General features: G+C 66.9%; 20 protein-coding genes and 1 tRNA gene. 9 read left to right on the top strand and 12 right to left on the bottom strand.

What is annotated here, in order from left to right; genetic code table 11:
• Positions 1 to 66: 66 nt before the first annotated feature.
• From ACZ7GX_RS32780 to ACZ7GX_RS32760, 5 genes are all read left to right on the top strand, one after another.
• Positions 67 to 1,248: a hypothetical protein gene (locus ACZ7GX_RS32780; RefSeq protein WP_498782372.1), complete on the top strand. Its 1,182-nt coding sequence runs from the start codon at positions 67 to 69 to the stop codon at positions 1,246 to 1,248.
• 88 nt (positions 1,249 to 1,336) lie between these two features.
• Complete coding sequence (locus ACZ7GX_RS32775) at positions 1,337 to 2,296, top strand: calcium/sodium antiporter (protein WP_498782370.1); 960 nt, start codon at positions 1,337 to 1,339, stop codon at positions 2,294 to 2,296.
• A 195-nt stretch (positions 2,297 to 2,491) separates the two neighbouring features.
• A complete protein-coding gene (gene nhaC, locus ACZ7GX_RS32770) occupies positions 2,492 to 3,976 on the top strand; it encodes a Na+/H+ antiporter NhaC (protein ID WP_498782368.1) in 1,485 nt (494 codons plus the stop codon).
• A gap of 13 nt (positions 3,977 to 3,989) precedes the next feature.
• Positions 3,990 to 5,429: a basic amino acid/polyamine antiporter gene (locus ACZ7GX_RS32765; protein WP_498782366.1), complete on the top strand. Its 1,440-nt coding sequence runs from the start codon at positions 3,990 to 3,992 to the stop codon at positions 5,427 to 5,429.
• Positions 5,430 to 5,445: 16 nt separating this feature from the next.
• A complete protein-coding gene (locus ACZ7GX_RS32760) occupies positions 5,446 to 6,696 on the top strand; it encodes an arginine deiminase (RefSeq protein ID WP_498782364.1) in 1,251 nt (416 codons plus the stop codon).
• Positions 6,697 to 7,607: 911 nt separating this feature from the next.
• On the opposite strand, the gene ACZ7GX_RS32755 is transcribed toward ACZ7GX_RS32760, so the two are convergent.
• Positions 7,608 to 7,814: a hypothetical protein gene (locus ACZ7GX_RS32755; RefSeq protein ID WP_498782362.1), complete on the bottom strand. Its 207-nt coding sequence runs from the start codon at positions 7,812 to 7,814 to the stop codon at positions 7,608 to 7,610.
• Between the two features lie 379 nt (positions 7,815 to 8,193).
• Between ACZ7GX_RS32755 and ACZ7GX_RS32750 the strand changes: the two genes are divergently transcribed.
• Positions 8,194 to 8,276, top strand: a tRNA-Leu gene (locus ACZ7GX_RS32750).
• Here the strand turns inward: ACZ7GX_RS32750 and ACZ7GX_RS32745 are convergent.
• The 6 genes from ACZ7GX_RS32745 to ACZ7GX_RS32720 form a co-directional block, all read right to left on the bottom strand.
• Positions 8,258 to 10,015, bottom strand: coding sequence for a recombinase family protein (locus ACZ7GX_RS32745; protein ID WP_498782360.1), 1,758 nt, complete (start codon positions 10,013 to 10,015; stop codon positions 8,258 to 8,260). The genes ACZ7GX_RS32750 and ACZ7GX_RS32745 overlap by 19 nt on opposite strands.
• 138 nt (positions 10,016 to 10,153) lie before the next feature.
• Positions 10,154 to 12,247: a cell division protein FtsK gene (locus ACZ7GX_RS32740; protein WP_498782358.1), complete on the bottom strand. Its 2,094-nt coding sequence runs from the start codon at positions 12,245 to 12,247 to the stop codon at positions 10,154 to 10,156.
• The gene (locus ACZ7GX_RS32735) at positions 12,244 to 12,855 is read right to left on the bottom strand and encodes a hypothetical protein (RefSeq protein WP_498782356.1); all 612 of its coding nucleotides are present in this window, start codon (positions 12,853 to 12,855) and stop codon (positions 12,244 to 12,246) included. The genes ACZ7GX_RS32740 and ACZ7GX_RS32735 overlap by 4 nt, the downstream gene beginning before the upstream one ends.
• Positions 12,852 to 13,184 carry a hypothetical protein gene (locus ACZ7GX_RS32730; RefSeq protein WP_498782393.1) on the bottom strand — a complete coding sequence of 111 codons (333 nt, stop codon included), beginning with the start codon at positions 13,182 to 13,184 and terminating at the stop codon, positions 12,852 to 12,854. Before ACZ7GX_RS32730 ends, ACZ7GX_RS32735 begins: the two co-directional genes overlap by 4 nt.
• Entirely contained in the window at positions 13,181 to 13,510 is a 330-nt protein-coding gene (locus ACZ7GX_RS32725; RefSeq protein WP_498782354.1) for a WhiB family transcriptional regulator, read from the bottom strand. The genes ACZ7GX_RS32730 and ACZ7GX_RS32725 overlap by 4 nt, the downstream gene beginning before the upstream one ends.
• Positions 13,507 to 13,701 carry a helix-turn-helix domain-containing protein gene (locus ACZ7GX_RS32720; RefSeq protein ID WP_360455753.1) on the bottom strand — a complete coding sequence of 65 codons (195 nt, stop codon included), beginning with the start codon at positions 13,699 to 13,701 and terminating at the stop codon, positions 13,507 to 13,509. The genes ACZ7GX_RS32725 and ACZ7GX_RS32720 overlap by 4 nt, the downstream gene beginning before the upstream one ends.
• Before the next feature lie 167 nt (positions 13,702 to 13,868).
• Between ACZ7GX_RS32720 and ACZ7GX_RS32715 the strand changes: the two genes are divergently transcribed.
• The 3 genes from ACZ7GX_RS32715 to ACZ7GX_RS32705 all read left to right on the top strand — a co-directional run bounded on the left by ACZ7GX_RS32715 (position 13,869) and on the right by ACZ7GX_RS32705 (position 16,307).
• The gene (locus ACZ7GX_RS32715) at positions 13,869 to 14,252 is read left to right on the top strand and encodes a helix-turn-helix domain-containing protein (RefSeq protein WP_106614129.1); all 384 of its coding nucleotides are present in this window, start codon (positions 13,869 to 13,871) and stop codon (positions 14,250 to 14,252) included.
• Between the two features lie 136 nt (positions 14,253 to 14,388).
• Complete coding sequence (locus tag ACZ7GX_RS32710; RefSeq protein WP_498782352.1) at positions 14,389 to 15,960, top strand: transcriptional regulator; 1,572 nt, start codon at positions 14,389 to 14,391, stop codon at positions 15,958 to 15,960.
• A complete protein-coding gene (locus ACZ7GX_RS32705) occupies positions 15,957 to 16,307 on the top strand; it encodes a signal peptidase I (protein ID WP_498782350.1) in 351 nt (116 codons plus the stop codon). The genes ACZ7GX_RS32710 and ACZ7GX_RS32705 overlap by 4 nt, the downstream gene beginning before the upstream one ends.
• On the opposite strand, the gene ACZ7GX_RS32700 is transcribed toward ACZ7GX_RS32705, so the two are convergent.
• From ACZ7GX_RS32700 to ACZ7GX_RS32680, 5 genes are all read right to left on the bottom strand, one after another.
• Positions 16,296 to 17,852 (bottom strand): transcriptional regulator, encoded by a 1,557-nt coding sequence (locus ACZ7GX_RS32700; RefSeq protein ID WP_498782348.1) that lies wholly within the window; start codon positions 17,850 to 17,852, stop codon positions 16,296 to 16,298. The genes ACZ7GX_RS32705 and ACZ7GX_RS32700 overlap by 12 nt on opposite strands.
• Before the next feature lie 330 nt (positions 17,853 to 18,182).
• Positions 18,183 to 18,749 carry a hypothetical protein gene (locus tag ACZ7GX_RS32695; protein ID WP_498782346.1) on the bottom strand — a complete coding sequence of 189 codons (567 nt, stop codon included), beginning with the start codon at positions 18,747 to 18,749 and terminating at the stop codon, positions 18,183 to 18,185.
• Positions 18,730 to 19,065: a hypothetical protein gene (locus tag ACZ7GX_RS32690; protein WP_498782344.1), complete on the bottom strand. Its 336-nt coding sequence runs from the start codon at positions 19,063 to 19,065 to the stop codon at positions 18,730 to 18,732. The genes ACZ7GX_RS32695 and ACZ7GX_RS32690 overlap by 20 nt, the downstream gene beginning before the upstream one ends.
• Positions 19,043 to 19,261 (bottom strand): hypothetical protein, encoded by a 219-nt coding sequence (locus tag ACZ7GX_RS32685; RefSeq protein ID WP_498782342.1) that lies wholly within the window; start codon positions 19,259 to 19,261, stop codon positions 19,043 to 19,045. Before ACZ7GX_RS32685 ends, ACZ7GX_RS32690 begins: the two co-directional genes overlap by 23 nt.
• A gap of 94 nt (positions 19,262 to 19,355) precedes the next feature.
• On the bottom strand, positions 19,356 to 20,414 hold the full coding sequence (locus ACZ7GX_RS32680) for a hypothetical protein (protein ID WP_498782340.1): 1,059 nt from the start codon (positions 20,412 to 20,414) through the stop codon (positions 19,356 to 19,358).
• Positions 20,415 to 20,581 lie beyond the last annotated feature (167 nt).

Genomic DNA, 20,581 nt, shown 5'->3' with positions numbered 1-20,581 from the left:
TGTCACATTCGTCGCCCCCGCGACGACCAACCACGTGTACACCCCGGGCAGGAAGGTCGGCCATCCATGACACGAACCAGTGGCGACGTGCGGGCGCCCGGCGGCGTCCCGCCCACGGTCGAGGACGTCGACCGGATCGCCGCGCACGCCGACCCCGTCGTCCGCAACCTCCGGATCACCCACTGCTACCACGAGCTGTCCCGGGCGCTGGCCGACCGCACCGGCGGGTCGGCGAACTGGTGCACGTTCGCCGTGTGGGCGTCCAAGCAGGTCGGCCGGACCATCCGGCAGGAGGACCTGGCCCGCACGCTGGAGCGGATGCTGGAGTCCTCGCCCGACGCGGCCGCCGCGGTCGACCTGCTGGTGCGCGGCCTGCGGCGGGCCGTTCCGCGCCAGGTCCTCGACGACGCCGAGCGGTTGGTGCGCCAGGCCGTGCTGAGCACCGCCCGGCTCGACGCGGCCGGTGACGCGGCGGCGCGCGGGAACCTGAAGGTCTTCGAGGAGATCGCCCGCGAGTTCGCCCGCTTCCTGGTCGCGTCCCCCGACGACCTCGACGGGTTCTACGGCGCGCTGCGCCCCGGCGAGCCGCCCGAGGGCCAGCGCTACCTGCGGCAGGCGTTCACCCGCTACCACCAGGCGACGTCCGCGGTCGACGCGAAGGAGCGGGCCGAGCTCCTGCTGCTGGCCAACGTCGAGGTCGGCCTGCACGAGCAGACCCGCCTGCAACCGGAGATCACCGCCGCGCTGCAGGCGCCGGTCATCGACCCGCGCGAGCTCGAACGGCGGCTGCTCGACCTGCTGCTGCCCGGCAACCGCGTGGTCAAGTGGCTGCGGCGCGTGCTGCTGACCGTGCTCGGCCGACGCACGCCGGTGCGCCTGGCCGTCGAGCACCTGGCCGAGCACGCCCGCGCGCTGGTCCGGCGAGCGGTCACCGAGCACCTGATGACGCTGGCCCTGCCGGGCGGCGACGTGCTCGACCTCGGCGAGGACCTCCCCGCCGAGTTCCCGCCGCTGCTCGCCCGGCTGTCGCACCCCGAGCTGCTCGCGCTGCTCGCGCTCGTCGACCCGACCTCCGACAGCCTCCTCGACACCGCCGCCCGCGACTGGTCCGACCTGCCCGACCGGATGCACTACATCGCCGACATGTTCCGCTGCCACGCCCTCCGCGCCGACCTGCTCGACCCGCCGTTCACCCCCGAGCAGGTCGCGGACCTCACCAACGGGCGTCGCCCGACCGGGCCGCTCTAGGTTCGTCGCAGCGGTTGCGGGTCGCGGCCCGGCCGCCGACCATCTGGCACGGGCCGGTGACGCTGTCGAGCGGGCCCGGGAGGGGTCCGTGGCGACTTCCGCGGCGGCGCTGCTGGCGGGCCTGGCCATGCTGATCGCGGGCGCCGAGCTCGTGGTGCGCCAGGGCACCGCCCTCGCCTCCCGGTTCGGCGTCAGCCCGCTCGTGGTCGGCATGACCGTCGTCTCGCTCGGCACCAGCCTGCCCGAGCTGGCCATCGGCATCAACGCCGCCGGACAGGGCAACGCCGGTCTCGCGGTGGGCAACATCGTGGGCACGAACCTGGTCAACCTCCTGCTCATCCTCGGGTTGAGCGCGCTGATCCGACCCGTGGTGTTCGAGGCCAGGACGCTGCGGTTCGACCTGCCGATCATGGCCGGCGCGGGCGTCCTGCTCCTCGCGCTGGCGCTCGACGGCTCCCTCTCGAACGCGGACGGGGTGTGGCTGTGCGCCTACGGCGCCGCGTACCTCGGGCTGATGGTCGTCCACACCAGACGGCAGGCGGCGGTGTCGCACGGCGAGCCGGCGGCCACGACGAGCGCCCGTGCCCGACCGGTGGGCCCGCAGGTGCTCCTGCTGGTCGCGGGACTGGTCGTGATCGTCGTCGGGTCGGAGTTCCTCGTGGACGGCGCGGTGCGGATCGCCCGCATCTGGGGCGCGAGCGACACGTTCATCGGATTGACCGTCGTCGCGATCGGCACCTCGGCGCCCGAACTCGTCACCACGATCGCGTCCACCGTCCGCGGTGACCGCTCGCTCGCCCTGGGGAACCTGCTCGGCTCCAGCGTGTTCAACATCGCCCTCATCCTCGGGCCGACCGTCCTCGCCGCGCCGGGGCCCGTCCCGGTGCCCGACGACGTGCTGGCGCTGGACATGCTCCTCATGGTCGCGACCGCCCTCGTGTGCGTGCCCGCCTTCTTCACCCGCAGACGGCTGAGCCGCGTCGAGGGCGGCGCCTTCGTGGCGGCCTACGTGCTGTACACGGCCTGGCTGCTCACGACGCGGCTGTGAAGCGCGCGGCGGTGAGCCGCCCGACGCGTCACCCGATCGGGGCGTTTGGTGTCGGTGCAGGTAGAACCCTTTTGCGCGCCCACCGACCCCGACCTACCGTGGTTGAGCCATGCCGGATTCTGCGCGGGAAGATCATCGGCCGCGGGTGCCGCGACCGGAAGTCCCCGTGCTCGGGCCCGGCCCACCGAGGCGCACGTGACCGACACCGGCGGCCACCGAGACGTCCGCGCACCGTCGCTCGTGGACGCGACCGTGCCCCTGGTCGCGCTGGTGGCGCTGATCGGCGGCTCGCTGGCCCTGTTCGGGACGGCCGCGCTCGACGGTCCCGTCCAGGTCGCGCTCGTCCTGTGCGCGATGGTCGCGACGCTCGTCGTGCTCAAGAACGGCCACCGGTGGGAGGAGGTCGAAGCCGCCAACCAACGCGCGCTCACCTCGATCACGAGCGCGGTGTTCATCCTGCTGGCCGTCGGCGCGCTGATCGGCACGTGGAACCTGTCCGGCACGATCCCGACGCTGGTCTACTACGGGATCCAGGCGCTCTCGCCCACCTGGTACTACGCGGCGACCGCGCTGATCTGCGGGATCGTCGCGATGTCGATCGGCAGCTCGTGGACGACCGCCGGCACGATCGGCGTCGGCCTGGTCGGCATCGCCCTGATGCTCGGCCTGTCGCCGGGTATCACGGCGGGCGCGGTCATCTCGGGCGCCTACCTCGGCGACAAGCTCTCGCCGCTGTCGGAGACCACCGTCCTCACCGCGCAGCTGGCCAAGGTCGACGTCTACGAGCACATCAAGCGCCAGGCGTGGACCTCGGTGCCCGCGTTCGGCCTCGCGTTCGTCCTGTTCGCGCTGATCGGCCTGTTCTGGGGACCGGTGCCGACCGACACGGGCGACACCGCCTCCGAGCTGACCGCGCTGGGCGACATCTACTGGATCACCCCGCTCAACCTGCTGCCGCTGGTGCTCCTCGCGGTCCTGTCCGTCCGCAAGGTCCCCGCGTCGCTCGCCCTGACGGCCTCGGCGCTGTTCGCCGGGATCCTCGCCGTGTTCACCCAGCACGACGTGGTGCGGGCCTTCGTCGCCGCACCAGGCCTCGACCCGGTGCGGACCGGGATCCAGGCCGTGTGGCAGGCGCTGGCCACCGGGTTCACCATCGACTCCGGGATCGGCGACATCGACCGGCTGCTGTCGCGCGGCGGCATGGACAGCATGCTGCTCACCCTGTGGCTGATCATCGGCGCGGTCACGTTCGGCACCGTGCTGGAGGAGTTCGGGCTGATCAACCGCCTCATGGACCCGATGATCCGCGCGGCGAAGGGCACCGGACGGCTGTTCGTCGTGGTGTTCGCGACCGCGTTCGGGCTCAACGTCGTCGCGGGCGACCAGTACATCGCGCTCGTGCTGCCGTCCAAGGTCTTCCGGGCCGAGTTCGCCAACCGGGGACTCGCGCCGACCAACCTGTCCCGGCTGGCCGCCGACAGCGGCACGGTCACCTCGCCGCTGGTGCCGTGGAACTCCTGCGGCGCGTTCATGAGCGCGGCGCTGGGCGTGTCGACGCTGCTGTACCTGCCGTTCTGCTTCTTCAACATCGCCAGCCCGTTGCTGAGCCTGGTCTACGGGTTCACCGGCTTCCGGATCGAACGAGTGCCACCGGCCGGTCGCGAACCGGCCGACGCGTGAACAGGTGACGACGATGACCGTGACGGAAACCAAGAAGTCGCAGAAGATGCCGCTGCTGACGCTGACCGCGATGGTGGTCGGCTCGATGGTCGGCGCCGGCGTGTTCTCGCTGCCCCGCAACTTCGCCCAGGCCACCGGTGTGTTCGGCGCGATCGTCGCGTGGGCGATCGCGGGCGTCGGCATGCTCATGCTCGCGTTCGTGTTCCAGGCCCTCGCGGTGCGCAAGCCCGAGCTGGACGCCGGCGTGTACGCCTACGCCAAGGCCGGGTTCGGCGAGTTCCCCGGCTTCTTCTCCGCGTTCGGGTACTGGGCCAGCGCGTGCGTCGGCAACGTGAGCTACTGGGTGCTGATCAAGTCCACCCTCGGCACGGTCATCCCCGGGCTCGGCGAGGGGAACACCCTGCTCGCGGTGGCGATCTCGGCCGTCGGCGTGTGGGCGTTCCACTACATGATCACGCGGGGCATCAAGGAGGCCGCGGCGATCAACCGGATCGTCACGGTCGCCAAGCTGGTGCCGATCCTCGTGTTCGTCGCGATCATCGCCGTGACGCTGAAGGCCGACGTGTTCTCGGCCAACTTCTGGGGCGGCACCGAGCCGTCCGCGGGAGCGCTGTTCGAGCAGGTCCGGTCCACGATGCTGGTCACGGTGTTCGTCTTCCTCGGCGTGGAGGGCGCGAGCGTCTACTCCCGGTACGCCCGCAAGCGCTCCGACGTCGGCCGGGCGACGGTGCTCGGCTTCCTCAGCGTGCTGGCGCTGTTCGCGTCGGTGACGCTGCTGTCCTACGGCTCGTTGCCCAAGGACGACCTCGCCGGGCTGCGCCAGCCGTCGATGATGGGCGTGCTCGAGTCGGTCGTCGGCACGTGGGGCTCGGCGTTCATCGGCATCGGCCTGATCGTCTCGGTGCTCGGCGCCTACCTGGCCTGGACGCTGATGGCCGCCGAGGTGCTGTTCGTCGCCGCGAAGGACGACGACATGCCCCGGTTCCTCAAGCGCGAGAACCGCCGCGGCGTGCCGATCGCGGCGCTGGTCATGTCGAGCACGCTCATCACCGCGGTGCTGTTCGTGACCCTGTTCTCCGACGACGCCTTCACGTTCACCCTCAAGCTGTGCAGCTCGCTGTCCCTCATCCCGTACCTGCTGGCCGCCGCGTACGCGTTGCGGATCGGGGTGCGCGGCGAGACCTACGAGCACGACCGCGGCAGGCGTGGCAAGGAGGTGGCGTTCGCGGCCGTCGCCACCCTCTACACGGCGTTCCTCATCTTCGCGGCCGGCATCGAGTTCCTGTTGCTGTCGTTCATCATCTACGCGCCGGGAACGATCCTGTTCGTGATGGCGCGCCGGGAACAGGGCAGGCGCGTGTTCTCCGCCGGCGAGCTGGCGCTGTTCGTCCTCGCGGTCGTGCTGGCCGTGCTCGGCGTGCTCGGCCTCGCCACCGGTCTGATCGTCATCTAGCGAGAGGGGCAAGGACATGACCGACACGGCCCAGCGACCGTCCGCGGCGTACGGCGTGCACTCCGAAGTCGGCAGGCTGCGGAAGGTGCTCGTCTGCGCGCCGGGCCTCGCCCACGCCAGGCTCACCCCGACGAACTGCGACGCGCTGCTGTTCGACGACGTGATGTGGGTGCAGAACGCCGTCCGCGACCACTTCGACTTCATGGCCAAGCTGCGCGACCGCGGGGTGGAGGTCGTGGAGCTGCACAACCTGCTGACCGAGACGCTCGACGTGCCGGGCGCCAAGGCCTGGCTGCTGGACCGGAAGATCGTCGTCGACGAGGTCGGGATCGGCCTGGTGGAGGACACGCGCGCGTTCCTGGAGGGCCTGGAGCACCGCAGGCTGGCGGAGTACCTGATCGGCGGGCTGTCCACGGTCGACCTGCCACCGGACTTCCGCCCCGGCTACCTCGCCCTCGCCCGCGAGTCGACCGGCGTGCCCGAGTACCTGATGCCGCCGCTGCCCAACACGCTCTACACCCGCGACACCACGTGCTGGCTCTACGGCGGCGTGACCCTCAACCCGCTGTACTGGCCGGCTCGGCACGACGAGACGTTGCTGATGAAGGCGATCTACGAGTTCCACCCGGACTTCGTCGGCTCGACCGTCTGGTGGGGCGATCCCGAGCGGCGGTGGGGCCTGTCCACGTTGGAGGGCGGTGACGTGATGCCGGTGGGCAACGGCGTCGTGCTGGTCGGGATGAGCGAGCGGTCCTCGCGGCAGGCGATCACTCAACTGGCTTCCGCGCTGTTCGAGCGCGGCGCCGCCGAACGGGTGATCGTCGCCGGCATGCCGAAGCTGCGCGCGGCCATGCACCTGGACACCATCTTCACCTTCGCCGACCGCGACTGCGTGACGACGTTCCCGGACATCGTGGACGGCATCCACCCGTTCACCCTGCGCCCCGGCGACCCGATCGAGGTGACGGAGGAGAAGCAGTCGTTCGTGGACGTGGTGGCGGATGCCCTCAACCTGCCCAAGCTGCGCATCGTGGAGACGGGCGGCGACGCCTACACGGCCCAACGCAGCCAGTGGGACAGCGGCAACAACCTGGTCGCCGTCGAACCCGGCGTGGTCATCGCCTACGACCGCAACACCGACACCAACTCACGGCTGCGCAAGGCGGGCGTCGAGGTCATCACCATCGTCGGCGCCGAACTCGGCCGGGGTCGCGGCGGCGGCCACTGCATGACGTGCCCCATCTCCCGCGACCCGATCGACTACTGACTCGGCCCGCGCGAGGCCTTCTCCCCGATTACGCCCTGCTCCGGGATCCGGCGGTGTTACCGACTCGCACTGTCGACGAGCCCGCCGACCGTCGACAGGATGGAGCACGGGCGCGACGGAATCGGGTGCCGAATGGGCTCCGACAACGACCGCCCCCTTAATCCGCGAGGAACAGCGGAATACCGCATCCGACCCCCTGAGCCCCAATACCACGATCACCAGACTCACCCACTTGTCGCCGATCGCGTCGAGTAACCGCCGACTGGGACGGGAGGCGGTGAACGCATCGAAATCGTGCCACCCCCGCCACCAGTGCCCATGACGAACCTCCGGCTGCCTCCCCCACATGAAAGTGACTGCTTCCCAACTGAAAGTAGGTCACCGATGGTGTGTGCGACCCATCCACCGAAAAGACTCCACCATGACGCTCGCCCTCATCTCCCAACCCCACACGACCTCTTCCCCACACGACCTCTTCCCCACTCGCCGAAGCCGCACTCCCGCCCCTCGGCCCACACCACCTGCGCGTCCGCGTCACAGCGGCCACCGTCGACCCCATCGCCGCCGTGCATCCCGACTTCACCGCCCCCTGTCCGCGCCCACGCCGAGGAACCGTCCTGCCGACCGCCGCCACCCTCGGCGCCGTCCTCCACACGACCGCCCTCGCCGCAGTCCGCGACCACAGCACGTTCGTCGGAGTCCCATCAGCCTCCCCAGCGACGCCCGAAAGGGTCATCGACATCGGCATCGTGAGCATCACCCCCGACAACACCCCACCGACCACCCTCCTCACCCAAGCCCGCCACGGGCGGCCAACGCGCCGCCGACTCCTCGTGCCGCAACAACAAACCACCTAACACGAACCGGTCCCGTGTTCACCCGAACACGGGACCGGCCGACACAGCGCCCGATTAGGGTTTTTGCCAGTCCGTATTCGCCGCTCGCGCGACCAGAGCGCTGGCCGCAACGTGAGCCCGGTCGAGGCCCACGGCGAGCAGCGTGGCGCGAATAACCGAGACGGGAACGCGGTTCCTCAGGACCAGCGCGGTGCGCTCGGTCTCGATGTCAAGCCGAGTCGCGACGTCGGCCGGAAGCATCACCGGCACGAGATCCGTCACGTCGTCGTAGATGAGAGGTGGAACATCATTAGTCACCGCGTCAGCGTCGCCGTTCGGATCAACAAATACCAGTGCCCAATAGGCTGACGATGAACCCAATCGTGACCCCAGGTCCCACCCCCCAAGCCCTCAACGTCCACCGACACCCCAACCGCCCACCCCCACCGGCCCAACCCTCTCCCCCACCACCGCCACCGAAGCACCCGCCACCCCACCATCACCGAGTCGACCAACCGACCTCCACCGCCACCCCGAACCGCACCACTCCACCGACACCCCTGTGACCAGCACAAACACTTCCAACCTGACAACCAGGGACCCCGATTTGGACCACGGAAGACGATCATGTAATCTATGCGCACACCACGGCGAGAGCCGAGTCCGGGTGGCGGAATGGCAGACGCGCTAGCTTGAGGTGCTAGTCCCCGAAAGGGGGTGGGGGTTCAAGTCCCCCCTCGGACACGAGCACTATTCACATTGCCCACGGGTTTGATGATCACATCAGCCACGTGGGCATTGTTTTTGTATCGTACTTGCAGGTCAAGGGCACGGTAGAGGTCAGCCAAGCTCTCCACCCTGGCATCGTTGAGCACCGCTCGGACGTTACCCAGAGAGTCGATCATGGCGTGTACCTCTGCGGCTGTCAGCGTCTGCGGCGGTGGAGTGCCCTCCAGTTCAGCCTTGGCCGCCGCCCGCATGGCCTGAGCCTCGTTCATGGGCTCTACCAACGCCATCGGGTCGATTCCCGCCTTGATCGCCGCTTGGAACCGGCTCAGTTCCTGTTCCGCCTTGGCCAACCGCTTCCTCGCCACCTCGTGGTTCGTGGGGGTCTCAGTCCCCTGTGAGGCAACCAATGCAGCCACGGTCCGGTCAACGTTCTTCGGCGCGAACAGCTGGCCGAGCCACTTGTTCACCGCCTCCTGAAGAACATCCTCGCGGAGATAGATCGTCGGTGGGTGGGTGCCCAGGTAGGGCGAACCGGTCGGAAGAGTCCTTGCAGGGCAGCGGTAGTACATGCCGCGTGCCCGCGGGCTTGCTTCCATCTTCCGCTCGCACACCGTGCACCGCACCCGACCACGGAACGCGTACGTCCGTTTCGTAGGCCGCTCCGAGCGTTCCGTCTTCCGGGCCGTCGCCAGCCCTCCGGCGGACTTCGACTTGCGCAGCAAGTGCGCCTGCGTGAACTCCTCGACGCTCACGATCTCCGGATGCGCCAGCTTCCGTGACCGGACGATCCGATCGGCACTGGCCCGACGGAAACGGACAACATGCCCGGCCGCCACGTCATCAGGATCGAGCAACATCTCGTGCCGCGTCCACCGGCCGAAGAACGCGTAACCCGTGTACCGGGGATTGTCGAGAATCGCCCTTACCGTGCTGCCCTGCCAACCGTCACCGGGCCGGTGCGGGTTCTGGTCCGGCCGCCGTGCCGAAGGGCAAGCGATCCGGTCACGGTTCAACCCGGTGGCAATCGCCCGGTCACCCCGCCCGCTCAGGTACTCGGCGAAGATCCGGCGCACCACCCAAGCCGATCCCTCGTCAATCGCCAACACTCGCAGCCGATACCCCTCGGCAGCCTTGCGCGGGTTCGGGTGTGGTCCGCCGTCCACGGTCTCGTAGCCGTACGGCGCACGTCCGCCCTGGTGCCGCCCTTCGTTGAGCACCTGCGCATCCATAGCCGCCCGGACCCGCGCTTGAACGTGCTGACGCTCGGACTCGCTCATCCCACCGAGCACGCTCATCAGCATCTTGTGCGATGGGTTGCGCGGGTCGAATTTGCCGCCCAACTCCGGCACCCACAGATCCACCCCGTACGCGGCGAACTTCGGCGCGATGAGCGAGAACTGGTTGCCGAACCAACACCGCGTCCCCTCTCCCACCACCACGGCGTTCCACCCGCGATACGGATCCTTCAACGCCTTGAGCAGCCGTGACGCCTCCTCCCGACGCTCCCACGGCACAGAACGCGACTGCCCGATGTCGAAGAACTCCTCGGCAACCACACCGCCCACCGGCTCGACGAACTTCCGGGCGTTGCCGAACTGCCACCCACGCGACGTCTCCGGATCCTGGTTGTCCTCGGTCGAGCACCGCCCATAGGCCGCCACCGGCCCGATACCGTCCTCAACCACGTCCGCTACCTCGACGCCCAACAGCTCGTCCAGCGTCGCCCACGGGTCTCGGCTGATTTCAACAGTCACGGTCACCCCCTCCCGGAGGTCCGTCCAAGACCTCCACCTCGGTCAGCTCCACCAGTATGGCAAGCAGTACACGACTGACAGCAGGCGTGAGCACGGGAAGTTCGCTCGGCACGCGTACCGTGACCCGCTCATCAGCGGTCATACCTCGCCAACATCTTGTGAGCCGATTTCATCAGCCGCTACCCGATCAACAGCCGCCCGGATGTCCGCCGTCAGGTAGCCCCGCACCCGCCGCGTGGCCTGTCCATCGGGCACGTACTGCCGAAGCGGCTTGCACCCAAGCTCGCTCATCTCCCGAGCGAACATGACCGCCTCGACCTCAAGAGCCTCGACCAGCTCCGCAGTGGGCACGAACTCCCGCTCGTCCAAGTCCTCACCGAGGTAGTCCACGACTGCGGCCAACGGCTCAGGTAGGTCCACGACCCACCCGTCAGCCGTCCCGCTCACGAGTGCCTTGACCACCGATGCTGAGTCGACCGGACGGGAAGCGCTGTCGCCAACGGCGTGACCGGCGAGCGTGCCCGCGGCTTCCCTCAACGCTCGACCACGCGCACAGATCACCCGCCACTCGGCGTTGGGCATGTAGTACGTCCGCACGGTCAGCGCGATCATGTCCGCCCCGGCGTCCGTCTCACCGTCCGGCCGCAGGATGCCCACACCCTTGTGACTGGGCAGCAACGTCGAAGCGTCATACCCACGCGTATTCATCTGCTCGCCCAGCACGATGTTCGAGTCACGCCAGTCCATCACCCGCAACGCGAACCGCGAGCCGAGCACCGCCCGCAGCCGAGACGGGATCGTGTTCGAGTCCGGCCGCTGGGTGGCCAGGATGACCACCACACCAGCCGCTGGCCCCTTCCGGACCAAGTACGTCAGCAGGTCCGCGATGTACGCGCCGAGCGTGGTCTTCTTGCCGCCCACCTGCTCACGCGTCACGTTCTCCAGGAACACCTGAACCTCATCAATCACCACACCGGTGATCGGCATCCCCAGATCCTTGTCCCGCGAGATAGCTGGCGTGATCTTCGACTCCGGACACACCTCATCGTCCAAAGTGGCCATTCGTGCATACCGAGCTTGAACCTCTGCCACCAACTCCACGAGGTGATCGCGCACGGCGTACGCGTGCTCAAGCTCGTCCCCACACACGTACCGGTAGGCGATCTGCTCGGCAGCCTCCCAGTCCTTGCCGCCCTTGCCGTCGAACACATACAGCCGCGCATGCGGGTCCAACACGAGCCCAGCCGCAGCCAACCGCGTAGCGAACGTCTTGCCCTGCCGAGGAATCGCACCGACGAGCAACGACGTCCACACCAATGGAAGGTCAACCCGCCGGTTCCGCGCATCCCGCCCGAACGGCACCGGCCGCCACGCGTCCCACCACTCCACATCCAGCAACGGCGTCCGCAACGGCGGACCCGCATACGGGTCATCATCGGCCACCCACAGGAACACCCGTCCCGCGTGCCCACCGCGACCACGGACCCGCTCCACGATGAGCTGTACCTCGTCCACCGCCAACGCGGATGCCAACGCGTCCCGATTCTTGATGACGTCGACAGCTTTCCGCGTGGCCGGAAGATCGACCGTCACCGCCCAACCCTCCCCCACGCGCGCGGCGCGCTCGACCAACCGCAGGGTCTCGTCCTTGCCGATCAGCTTCGCGTCCCGGAACGCGTCGACCAGGACTTGCGGGTCCATCGTCCACGTGAGCGTGCGCGGACCGGACAACACCGCCTTACGCCCTGGCGAGCCGTCTTTCCTCCGCCCCACGACCGCCAGCGTCACCGACGCGACACCGGCAGCGCTCCACAGGACAATCGGGCCGTAGAGCACGTACAGCACGAGCAGCGCCGCCGAGGCAGCCCCGAACACGACACCGGTCACCTTCCACCGGAACAACGTCAAGGCGCGGATCTCCACGAACTTGTCTGCCAACTTCTCGGACTGCTCGGCAGCCTCCCGGTAGTCCTTCACCCGGACCCAGCGCCGCCACGCGCGAGCCGCTACCACCGCTCCCCTGCCGACTCCGCTCAGGAGCTGGCCCGGCAGCCGCACGAGGGAAATGAGCATTGTATTTAGCCAGTACTGAAGTGATTGTGATGACTTCAACTGTGGCGGCACGGCGCGCGCACGCTGCCAGCCGCTCCCCAGTCGCCGAACCAACGATCGAGGTTCACCGACCACCTCCCCTTCGAGCACCGGCTCAGTGGGCACCAGGTCGCCGTTCATGAACGGCCCCCGTCCTCCGTGAGCGCCGCCGCGAGTCGTGACGACAGTCCGCGCGAGCATCCGGTGGCTTCCCGAACCCACGCCGGCGTCACTTTCACGTCCGGCGTCCGCGCTGCCTGAGCCACCGCCAGGTAGTCCGCGAACGACGTCCGCGGAGCCGATGGCGCCGGTGCCGGCGGAGCACTCGGCGCAGCGTTCACGGCCGAGCCGAGCTTGTCCCGCAGCTCCGTGACCGCCTCCGCAGCCACGAACACGACCAACGGCGGCACCGAGTGCAGCACCACGAGCGCCGCTGAGCCAGCCACAAACGCACTCCAGGTGTTCATGACGTACGTGGCCGCGAGCGTGAACCACTTCGCCGCGCGCACCCACCCGCCCATCCGGACGCCATACCGCGCCGTCACCTGCTCAGCCCGAAGGATCGCCAGCAGCACCAGCGACACCATCGGATCGAGCAGCCACGCCGCACACCACGCGAGCGACCACACCGACGCACCAGCCGCCGCGAACTGCTGGACGTTGGTCATCGTGAACGCCAACCCGAGCAAGATCCCTGTCCAGCACAACCGGTCGACCTGCCGAGCCACCCGCTCAACCGGCTCGCTCATCGCCGCTCACCTCGACGCCGAGACGGCTCATAGGTGGTCACGGTGAGCGCCCGCGTCAACGCGTAGGACGCGAACAGTGCCGGCACGACGAGCACCGACAGCAGCAGCCACCCGCCACCGCGTTGGGTGATCACCACCCACTGGACGATCACGATCAGCGCGGCGTTCACCAGCACCCGACCGACGAGCGACACCAGCCGCGCACTTGTCCGTGACGCATTCGCGGCGGCCTTCGCTCGCCGAGCACCAGCCCGCCAGACGAGCAGCAACACCAGGATCACGACGAGCCCAGCGAGCAGTTGCGTCGGAGTGAGGCTGAGAGCGTTCATGAACTCGACCACCTCTCGACCCGTTCACCGCGTCGCAGCCAGTGCGGGTGCAACTCGCGCCGGTCGTCGGCAGCCAACCCGCCCCACACGCCGACGGTGTCCACACCGGCTGTGCGCAACGCCAGTTCCAAGCACTCGTCCCGCACCGGGCAGCCAGCGCACATGCGCGCGGCCAGCTCTCGATCGGTCATCTCCTCGTCCACCCACGGCGGTAGGTCCGGGAACGCCTCCATGCACAGCCCGTCGCGTTCCACGACCAGGGCCAGCACCTCACTCGGCACCCACCTGAGCCGGTCCAACCCCCACGCGATCGCAACCAGGTTCACGGCGTGCCTCCCGAACGGGGCTCGCCGAGCAGCCGCACCAGCACGTTCGCCGGGATGACGAACCGGCCGCGCCGCCGCACCAGCGGCAGCCTGCCGAGCCGAACGGCGCGGTAGAGGGTGGACGGTTCGACGCCGAGCAGCCAAGCGGCTTGACGAACCGTGTAACCGGAAGAAGGCAGAGAAGTACGCATCAGAAAAGCCCTTCGACTTATCGAGCTGACGATTTCAGCTCTAAATTGCTGATTTCAGCGCAACGGAAGGCGCGTTTGATCGCACCCGGCGCGAAATGCGCCGTGTCACGTCACGGAACAGCGGAAGACGGCTAATCTCAGCGCTGAGGCGGAGCGCGGAGGAATACGTGTCGGAGGATTGGGCGGCAGTCGCCAAGGCCATCAACCAGCGCGTGAATGAGCTGGGTTGGCGTCAACGGGAGCTTGCGGAACGCTCGCACGTCTCCCAAGCGATCGTGCGCGAGATCCAGCACCACACAGTCGAGCGCCGCCGCAGCCCGCGGACCCTGGAGTCCCTGTCGACAACCCTCGGCTGGCACCCGCAACACCTGGACTCCGTGCTGCACGGTCGGAGGCCACCGGAAGCCGACGAGCCGATCACCAACCCGACCGACAGCCTCTGGTCCCGTTTGGACGGTTTCGAGCAGCGGCTCAACGACATCACCGACCGCCTCGACGACCTCAAGTCGGACCTCTCGACCGTGATCGAACACGTCCGCGACCGCCGCTAGCGCGATGCATTTCCGCTGGTAGAGCGAGCTGCTTTCCATAGGCTCAATTCCACAGCGGAGACGCCGTCAGCCCCATGCATCACCGATGCACATCCAGTGCACCACCAGTGCACATCGCTCCGGGGGTAGCGAGAAGATGAGCCAGCACGAGGGTTGGACCGGCCGAACTGCCAGCGCCCTTCAGGCAGCCATGCGCCTCACCAACGAAGCGTTCGCCGAACGCCTGGGAATCGCCGTCCGCACGGTCGCCGGCTGGCACCAGAAACCGGACCTCAAACCGAAGTCCGAGATGCAACAGCTCCTCGACACCGCCCACGACCAGGCGGACCCAGCGGTCAAGGCCAGGTTCGCCGCTCTGATCACCGAACCGAAGCTCGACCTGCCGGACGGCTCGGCAGCCGACGCCGAACTACGGCTCAGCTCCGACCCGAACATCGTCGCCGCGCTCGACTGGCTCGACCAGCACGCGGGCTGGGAGCCGGGAACGGCACGGCGCGACGTCGCCGCCCGCCTCGTGCGCCTCGACGTCAGCGCTCTTCAGGACCGAGGCGTCCGCCGAGGACGGGTGAACCAGCGCGACACAGCACGAGCGCTCGCCGACTACTACGGCACGGCCACCACCGGCCACGGCCGCTATGCCGCGCGCTTCGGCTCCAACACGCGCGCATCCACGACCGTGCTCACGCACCCGGATTGGCTCGACCTCGACTGCCCGCTCATCCCGATCCACGACCAACTCAAGCTGTCGGCCGTAACCCCTAACGATCAACAGACGATGGACGAGGAGAGCGCCGGACGCGCGGCTCAGCGGTTGGCCGAAGCCCTGGCCCTCGGCAACCGCATGGTCAACATGCCGCTGTACCGCTTGCTCGCCGTGGGCGTACGGAAACAGACGCTCGCCGGCACCGTGGGCGTGACCAACTTCGTGGGGTACGTGGTGACGATGGACCTGCTCGAAGGCGAACTGGTCGACGCTCTCACCACCGGCCAGCCGATCAGCCCCGGTGCCCTACCCCTCCGCGACGCCTACCTACCCGACCTGCCTTCGGTCCTCGGCGTCTCCGACCGCATGTGTGCCGGCGGCGCACTCGCCCTGACTGCGATCGCACGACCGGCCGACCCGTTCCGCGGCGAAGCGGACTACCTCCTGCTGGTCCAGGAACGCTCAGGCCACGTCATCAACGCCGCACGCCGCTTGGCCGTGATCCCCAAGGGCTTCCACCAGCCACTGACCGACTACCGGGCCGACGCCCAGATCGGCGCAACGCTCCGACGCGAGATGGAAGAGGAGCTGTTCGGCCGTGACGACATCGACAACACCGTCAGCGACCAACGCCACGCGGACCCGATGCACCCGACTCGCCTCTCCGAGCCGATGCGCTGGCTGCTCGCCGAACCGGGCCGCCTTCAGATGGAGTGCACCGGCTTCGGCTTGAACCTCGTCAGCGGCAACTTCGAGTTTGCCAGCCTGATCGTCATCGAAGACGAGCAGTTCTGGACCGAGTTCGGCGGACAGGTTCGAGCGAACTGGGAAGCATCGAACCTGCGCCAGTTCTCCAGCCTCGACACCGACAGTCTTGAAGAACTGACCAGCGATGTAGCGTGGAGCAACGAAGGACTGTTCGCGCTCCTCCAAGGCCTCCGCCGTCTACAGCAAATCGGCGGGAGTCGCGTGAATTTGCCAACGATCGAATGGGAGACAGAGTGACCGCCAACTGGCAAGCCGGAAACGCCAACGAAGACGGCGCGGCGACCCGCGGCTGGCTGGTAGGCCACTTCATCGACCCGTCGGAGGGCGTCCGGTCCCAGAAGGACGTTGAGGTCAAGTGGTTCAACCACCCCGCAGGCGACAAGCGTATCGAGTGGACCTCCGACGACCAGCGAACGACCTTGGTCTTGTTGGTACACGGCAACTTCCGCGTCGACACCACCGAGGGCAACACCACCATGACCCGCCCCGGTGACTACGTGATGTGGGGTGCCGGCGTCGACCACTCGTGGGAAGCGCTCGAGGACTCGACCGTCCTCACGGTCCGTTGGCCGTCACAGACCTGACACCTCGATCGTCGGCAGCTTCACGCGCGGGCCACCGATCTCCGCAAGCCGCCGAAGTCCCTGGAGCAACGCGAACAGCCCTTCGTTGCTCCAGGACTCGTGCGTCACCAAATCGGCGATCAATTCTTCATCAAGACTTGAGTACAACCGCAGTCCTGACGCCTCCCAGTTGGCCTCAACCGCCCCACCGAAGCGCGTCCAAAACTCCTCATCCTCGATTACCACAAGACTGGCGAACTCGTAATTCCCGCTCACCAGGTTGAGCCCAAATCCAGTGCACTCCATCCGCATCCTGCTCGGATCACCACGCAGCCACCGCATCGGCGCAGACCACCGACCAGGGTGCATCGGAGAAGCCGCACGGCCCTCCCCCATCGTGGTGTCCACCTCGTCCCGCCCGAACAGCTCCTCTTCAAGCTCACGGAGCAGGGTGGCACTGACCGGAGCATCCGCGCGCACATCGGTCAACGGCTGGTGGAAACCCTTCGGCACGACGGCAAGCCGTCCCGACGTGTTGAGCACATGCCCGGACCGCTCCTGAACCAACAGCGCGAAGTCCGGCGCCCCACGGTACGGATCACGCGGCCGAGCGATCGCACATAGCGCCAGCACACCACCCGCGCACACCCGCCCCGGCAGGTCGAGCACGGCGTCGAGACTCGGCAAGAACTCGCGCCGAAGCGGCAGCGCACCAGGTCCAGCGCCAGCAGCCACCGCGTCTACCAGCTCGCCTTCCAGCAGATCCGCAGTCAGCGCGTACTCGGCGAAGTCCACCAGACCCACCGTGCCGCCGATAGTCGAGCCGACGTCGACGCTCAACAGCCGGTAGAGCGGCCGGTTCATGACCCTCACGTCCAGCGCGGCCCACTCAGCGAGTCGCGCCACAGCCGCTTCCGACGCCGCCTCACTCAAGCCAGCACGCAAGCCGTCACGACGGCCGGCAAGCACCAAGCGGTCGTTCTCCGCAGTCAGCGGAGCGGAGTAAGCAAGCCACTCGGGACGCGCAAGGATGCTGGTCCTGACGTCTTCGCGACCACAACGCACCCGGTACATGTCGTACCCCGCGACTCCACGCCGGTAGTACGCACGCAGCGCACGAACGATCTGCTCTCGACTCGCCCTCGCGCGCCGATACCGACGGTCGACCAGCGTTCCCGCCTCGAACGTAGCCAGCTTCGCGTGAACCTTCGCCCGACTCTCCCCCGGCGACCACCCGGCCCGCTCGTCCAACCAGTCCGCCATGTCAGCCAAGTCGGCGTTCCCACGCACATCCAGCTTGCCGACCCCGTTCCCCGCGGAGCCAGCGGCCGAAGGCTCCGCCAACAGATCATGGATGCTGGTCCGGAAAATCTTCTCCAACAGCCGAGCAGTCACCGGCCGCACGGGACCAAGCGGCTGACCAGATGACCGCCGCCCCGCAGCGAGCCTGTGGAGGTGCCGCAAGCTGATCGTGCCGGGCTCTCGGGCCTCCCTCGCGAAGACCTCGACGTACTCGGCGAACTCCTCCAGCGTCTGCTGTCGGTCCCAAATCTTCTGCTCAAGCACCGTACGCGCCGTCCGCATGACCACCTCACCACCGGCTGATTCTGCGCTGACAAACCGTTGATTTCAGTGTGTCACCACGTAACACCGACCCGTCCCCAGCCCTGTCCCACCAGGCCAACCCGTCCCGATCAACGGGACAACCTCCGTACTGGCATTGACCAGCGGAAACACCCAGCAGTGACGGCTAGGACGGGACACGCGAACCCGTCCCAAACGCACGAAACGGCCGTGTGCGACGCCATCCGAATGGATGGTTCGCACACGGCCGTCCCGTCCCACAGGTGCCGGGGGAGGCGTCCGGCACCCCATGCCCAACCGTCGAAGGTGCGGTCAACGACGGTTGGAAGTCTCCAGCGCCAACAGCCGCGCCAGCTCCGGCCCGCCCATCAGCCCGTCACACTCAATCGGCGACACCAGCCACCGCGTCTCGTACCCCTCGACCACAGTCGGCGGCAGCGGCAGCAACCCGTCCGCGGGGAAGACCAACTTCTCGTCCAACCCTTCGTCCGACGACACGACGAACACCGCCGACTCGATCATCACGCCGAACATCGGGACCGGCAGCACTACCACTGGCGTCGGCGAAGCTCTGAACGCCTCCGACTCAATCACCCGCCGCGCTCGCTCCAGCTCCACGACGATCGCCATCAACAGCGTCCCAAGGACAGCCAACGTCGACCGCGTGACACCCTCCACCACCGCCAGCCACAACCGCCGGACCTCGCCCGGGTCCAGCGTCGCCAACGCCGGAGACGACAGGGCGAGCACATCGGAGTCAGCGCCCGTCACGGGATCGACGTAGGTGTCATCAACCCACAGCGCCCCCGGAACCACAGGCCACCCTCGTGAGACGCACTCCAACGCGGTCTCCAGCCCGCTACTCCCCACCTTCGCCACCAACCCAGAAAATCCGGGGAATCGCACGCCCACCGACCCGGTAGAAGATCAGCGCGTTCTCCGCCGACTGGAGAGCCATGCGCGTCCCACCATGAACCCCGACCACCTCCACACCGGTCTTGGTGGTCATCCCCCACGCGACGATCTGCAAGTCCTCCGGAGGCCCGAACGTCTCCTGCACCACCGCAAACACCCGCGGGGCCTGATCGTCCACCAACTCCTGAACCTCACCGACGATCTTCGGATCATCGAACAACGAAGCGGGCGTCTCCCCACCCTCTCCCTGGCCCCCGTCACTCTTCAGCGTCAAGACCATGACTGCCTTCCCTCTGCTCCTCACGGATCAGGCGCACCTCATCCCGCGCCCAAACCGCCGCCTGTGCGTTCTCCTGGCACTGCCGCACGTACCGCCTACCAACGGCGACGAGGTAGAGCAAAGGGATTACGAGCCACACCAGGAACAGCACGATGCCGCCGAAGTCACTCGCCAAATCACTCCACACCACGACCATCACCACCTCAGACGATCCGCTGATCACAGCTTGACCAACGGTTCCACCGAAGTGAATGACCCGACACTGACCCACGAAAGACATACAGGGTCATCTATCTGCTTGAATGTGAACCTTCCACATGCGCCAGAATTGGAACCAAATCAGCCAGTCTTCCCAGAATTTTAGTGCCGTAAACCTTCCCCAAGCCCGCCGCATTGAAGAGGTGGGACCATTGCTTCTCCGTGACGACCACGTCTACGTAAGGAACTACACCACAAAGTCCAGTGGCGTCGACATAGTCGTGCTGCGACCAACGCCATTGCGGGTTCTTGGACTTTGCTCGACGAACAGCCAGTATGCAAGCCCGAGTAGGCATGGACTGTACGAATTCCGGAACGCCGAAGTTCGATCCTGGGTCGACCAGCTTAAGATAAATTTCGACAGGATCAAGACGATGAAACGGCGCTACCCGGTTCATCGTCTCAGTCAACTCGATCAGGATCTTAGTGAATATAACCTTATCGAAGTAACGCCTATTGTCCGCACGTGCGAGTTCCCCAAGTTGAGATTCAGCCGCAGCCCACAGTAGTCCTATTCGATGCGTCCCCTGCGTGTCGAAATCCTCGTAATCTATGTCCCCTTCCGGGCCCGCCAATGACCACCATTCATATGAATCATTGTCTAGGGAATTGGCTTTCTCGAACATCTTACGCAACTCATCGTCTGGTTCGAGTTCCTCACCTTCCGGCTGTCCATCTTTCTCAACACTACTAACTAACCTCATTCGACCCGTAATAGTGCCGAACGCATGAGCTACACCTCTACCGAGGAACCGGTCGGACGGCTTTATGCGCTCGCACACACAATCAGGTGCCCGAAACTTCTCGAGCAGGACACTCTCAACTTCGAAGACTTCCATGCGGTGAATAGGTGCAACAGTGCGATAGGATGACAAGTCACGCATAACTTCCGCCAGAGCATGCCTTGACTTGCCATCTCCTCGGTGCCACGTCTCTAGGTAGTGAGATGAGGATAATGGAATACACACCAGATTAGCCGCGACCAGGCGCGATAGGCTATCGAGAACCTTATTTGCGATATCCGACCCCCTGCCGTGCCGCGCCTTCAATAGCTCAACCCAATGGTTTTGATCCAAGTAGACAGTAAGCATCCTACGGCTCTTCGCGTTCCTCTAGGTCAGTGAGCGTTGAGATTAATCCGTAACGACTGATACCAACCCTCAGATTGTTGCACCATTTCACCTTCGGACTACGACAATACATCTATGCGTCCAATTGCGGCAACCACACCCGGCACTGATCTCTGCACTGCCTCCGC

Source organism: Actinosynnema sp. NPDC037264 (assembly GCF_055603705.1).
The sequence above is the reverse complement of the archived record's forward strand: the minus strand, read 5'-3'. Positions and strand labels throughout refer to the sequence as shown.

Bases quoted from the DNA above. Each gene is read 5' to 3' on its own strand.
- ACZ7GX_RS32730 (WP_498782393.1), bottom strand. From the start codon at position 13,184: ATGAACGCTCTCAGCCTCACTCCGACGCAACTGCTCGCTGGGCTCGTC.
- ACZ7GX_RS32735 (WP_498782356.1), bottom strand. From the start codon at position 12,855: ATGAGCGAGCCGGTTGAGCGGGTGGCTCGGCAGGTCGACCGGTTGTGC.
- ACZ7GX_RS32720 (WP_360455753.1), bottom strand. From the start codon at position 13,701: ATGCGTACTTCTCTGCCTTCTTCCGGTTACACGGTTCGTCAAGCCGCT.
- ACZ7GX_RS32710 (WP_498782352.1), top strand. From the start codon at position 14,389: ATGAGCCAGCACGAGGGTTGGACCGGCCGAACTGCCAGCGCCCTTCAG.
- ACZ7GX_RS32685 (WP_498782342.1), bottom strand. From the start codon at position 19,261: ATGGTCGTGGTGTGGAGTGATTTGGCGAGTGACTTCGGCGGCATCGTG.
- ACZ7GX_RS32780 (WP_498782372.1), top strand. From the start codon at position 67: ATGACACGAACCAGTGGCGACGTGCGGGCGCCCGGCGGCGTCCCGCCC.
- ACZ7GX_RS32760 (WP_498782364.1), top strand. From the start codon at position 5,446: ATGACCGACACGGCCCAGCGACCGTCCGCGGCGTACGGCGTGCACTCC.
- ACZ7GX_RS32690 (WP_498782344.1), bottom strand. From the start codon at position 19,065: ATGGTCTTGACGCTGAAGAGTGACGGGGGCCAGGGAGAGGGTGGGGAG.
- ACZ7GX_RS32680 (WP_498782340.1), bottom strand. From the start codon at position 20,414: ATGCTTACTGTCTACTTGGATCAAAACCATTGGGTTGAGCTATTGAAG.
- ACZ7GX_RS32765 (WP_498782366.1), top strand. From the start codon at position 3,990: ATGACCGTGACGGAAACCAAGAAGTCGCAGAAGATGCCGCTGCTGACG.
- ACZ7GX_RS32740 (WP_498782358.1), bottom strand. From the start codon at position 12,247: ATGAACGGCGACCTGGTGCCCACTGAGCCGGTGCTCGAAGGGGAGGTG.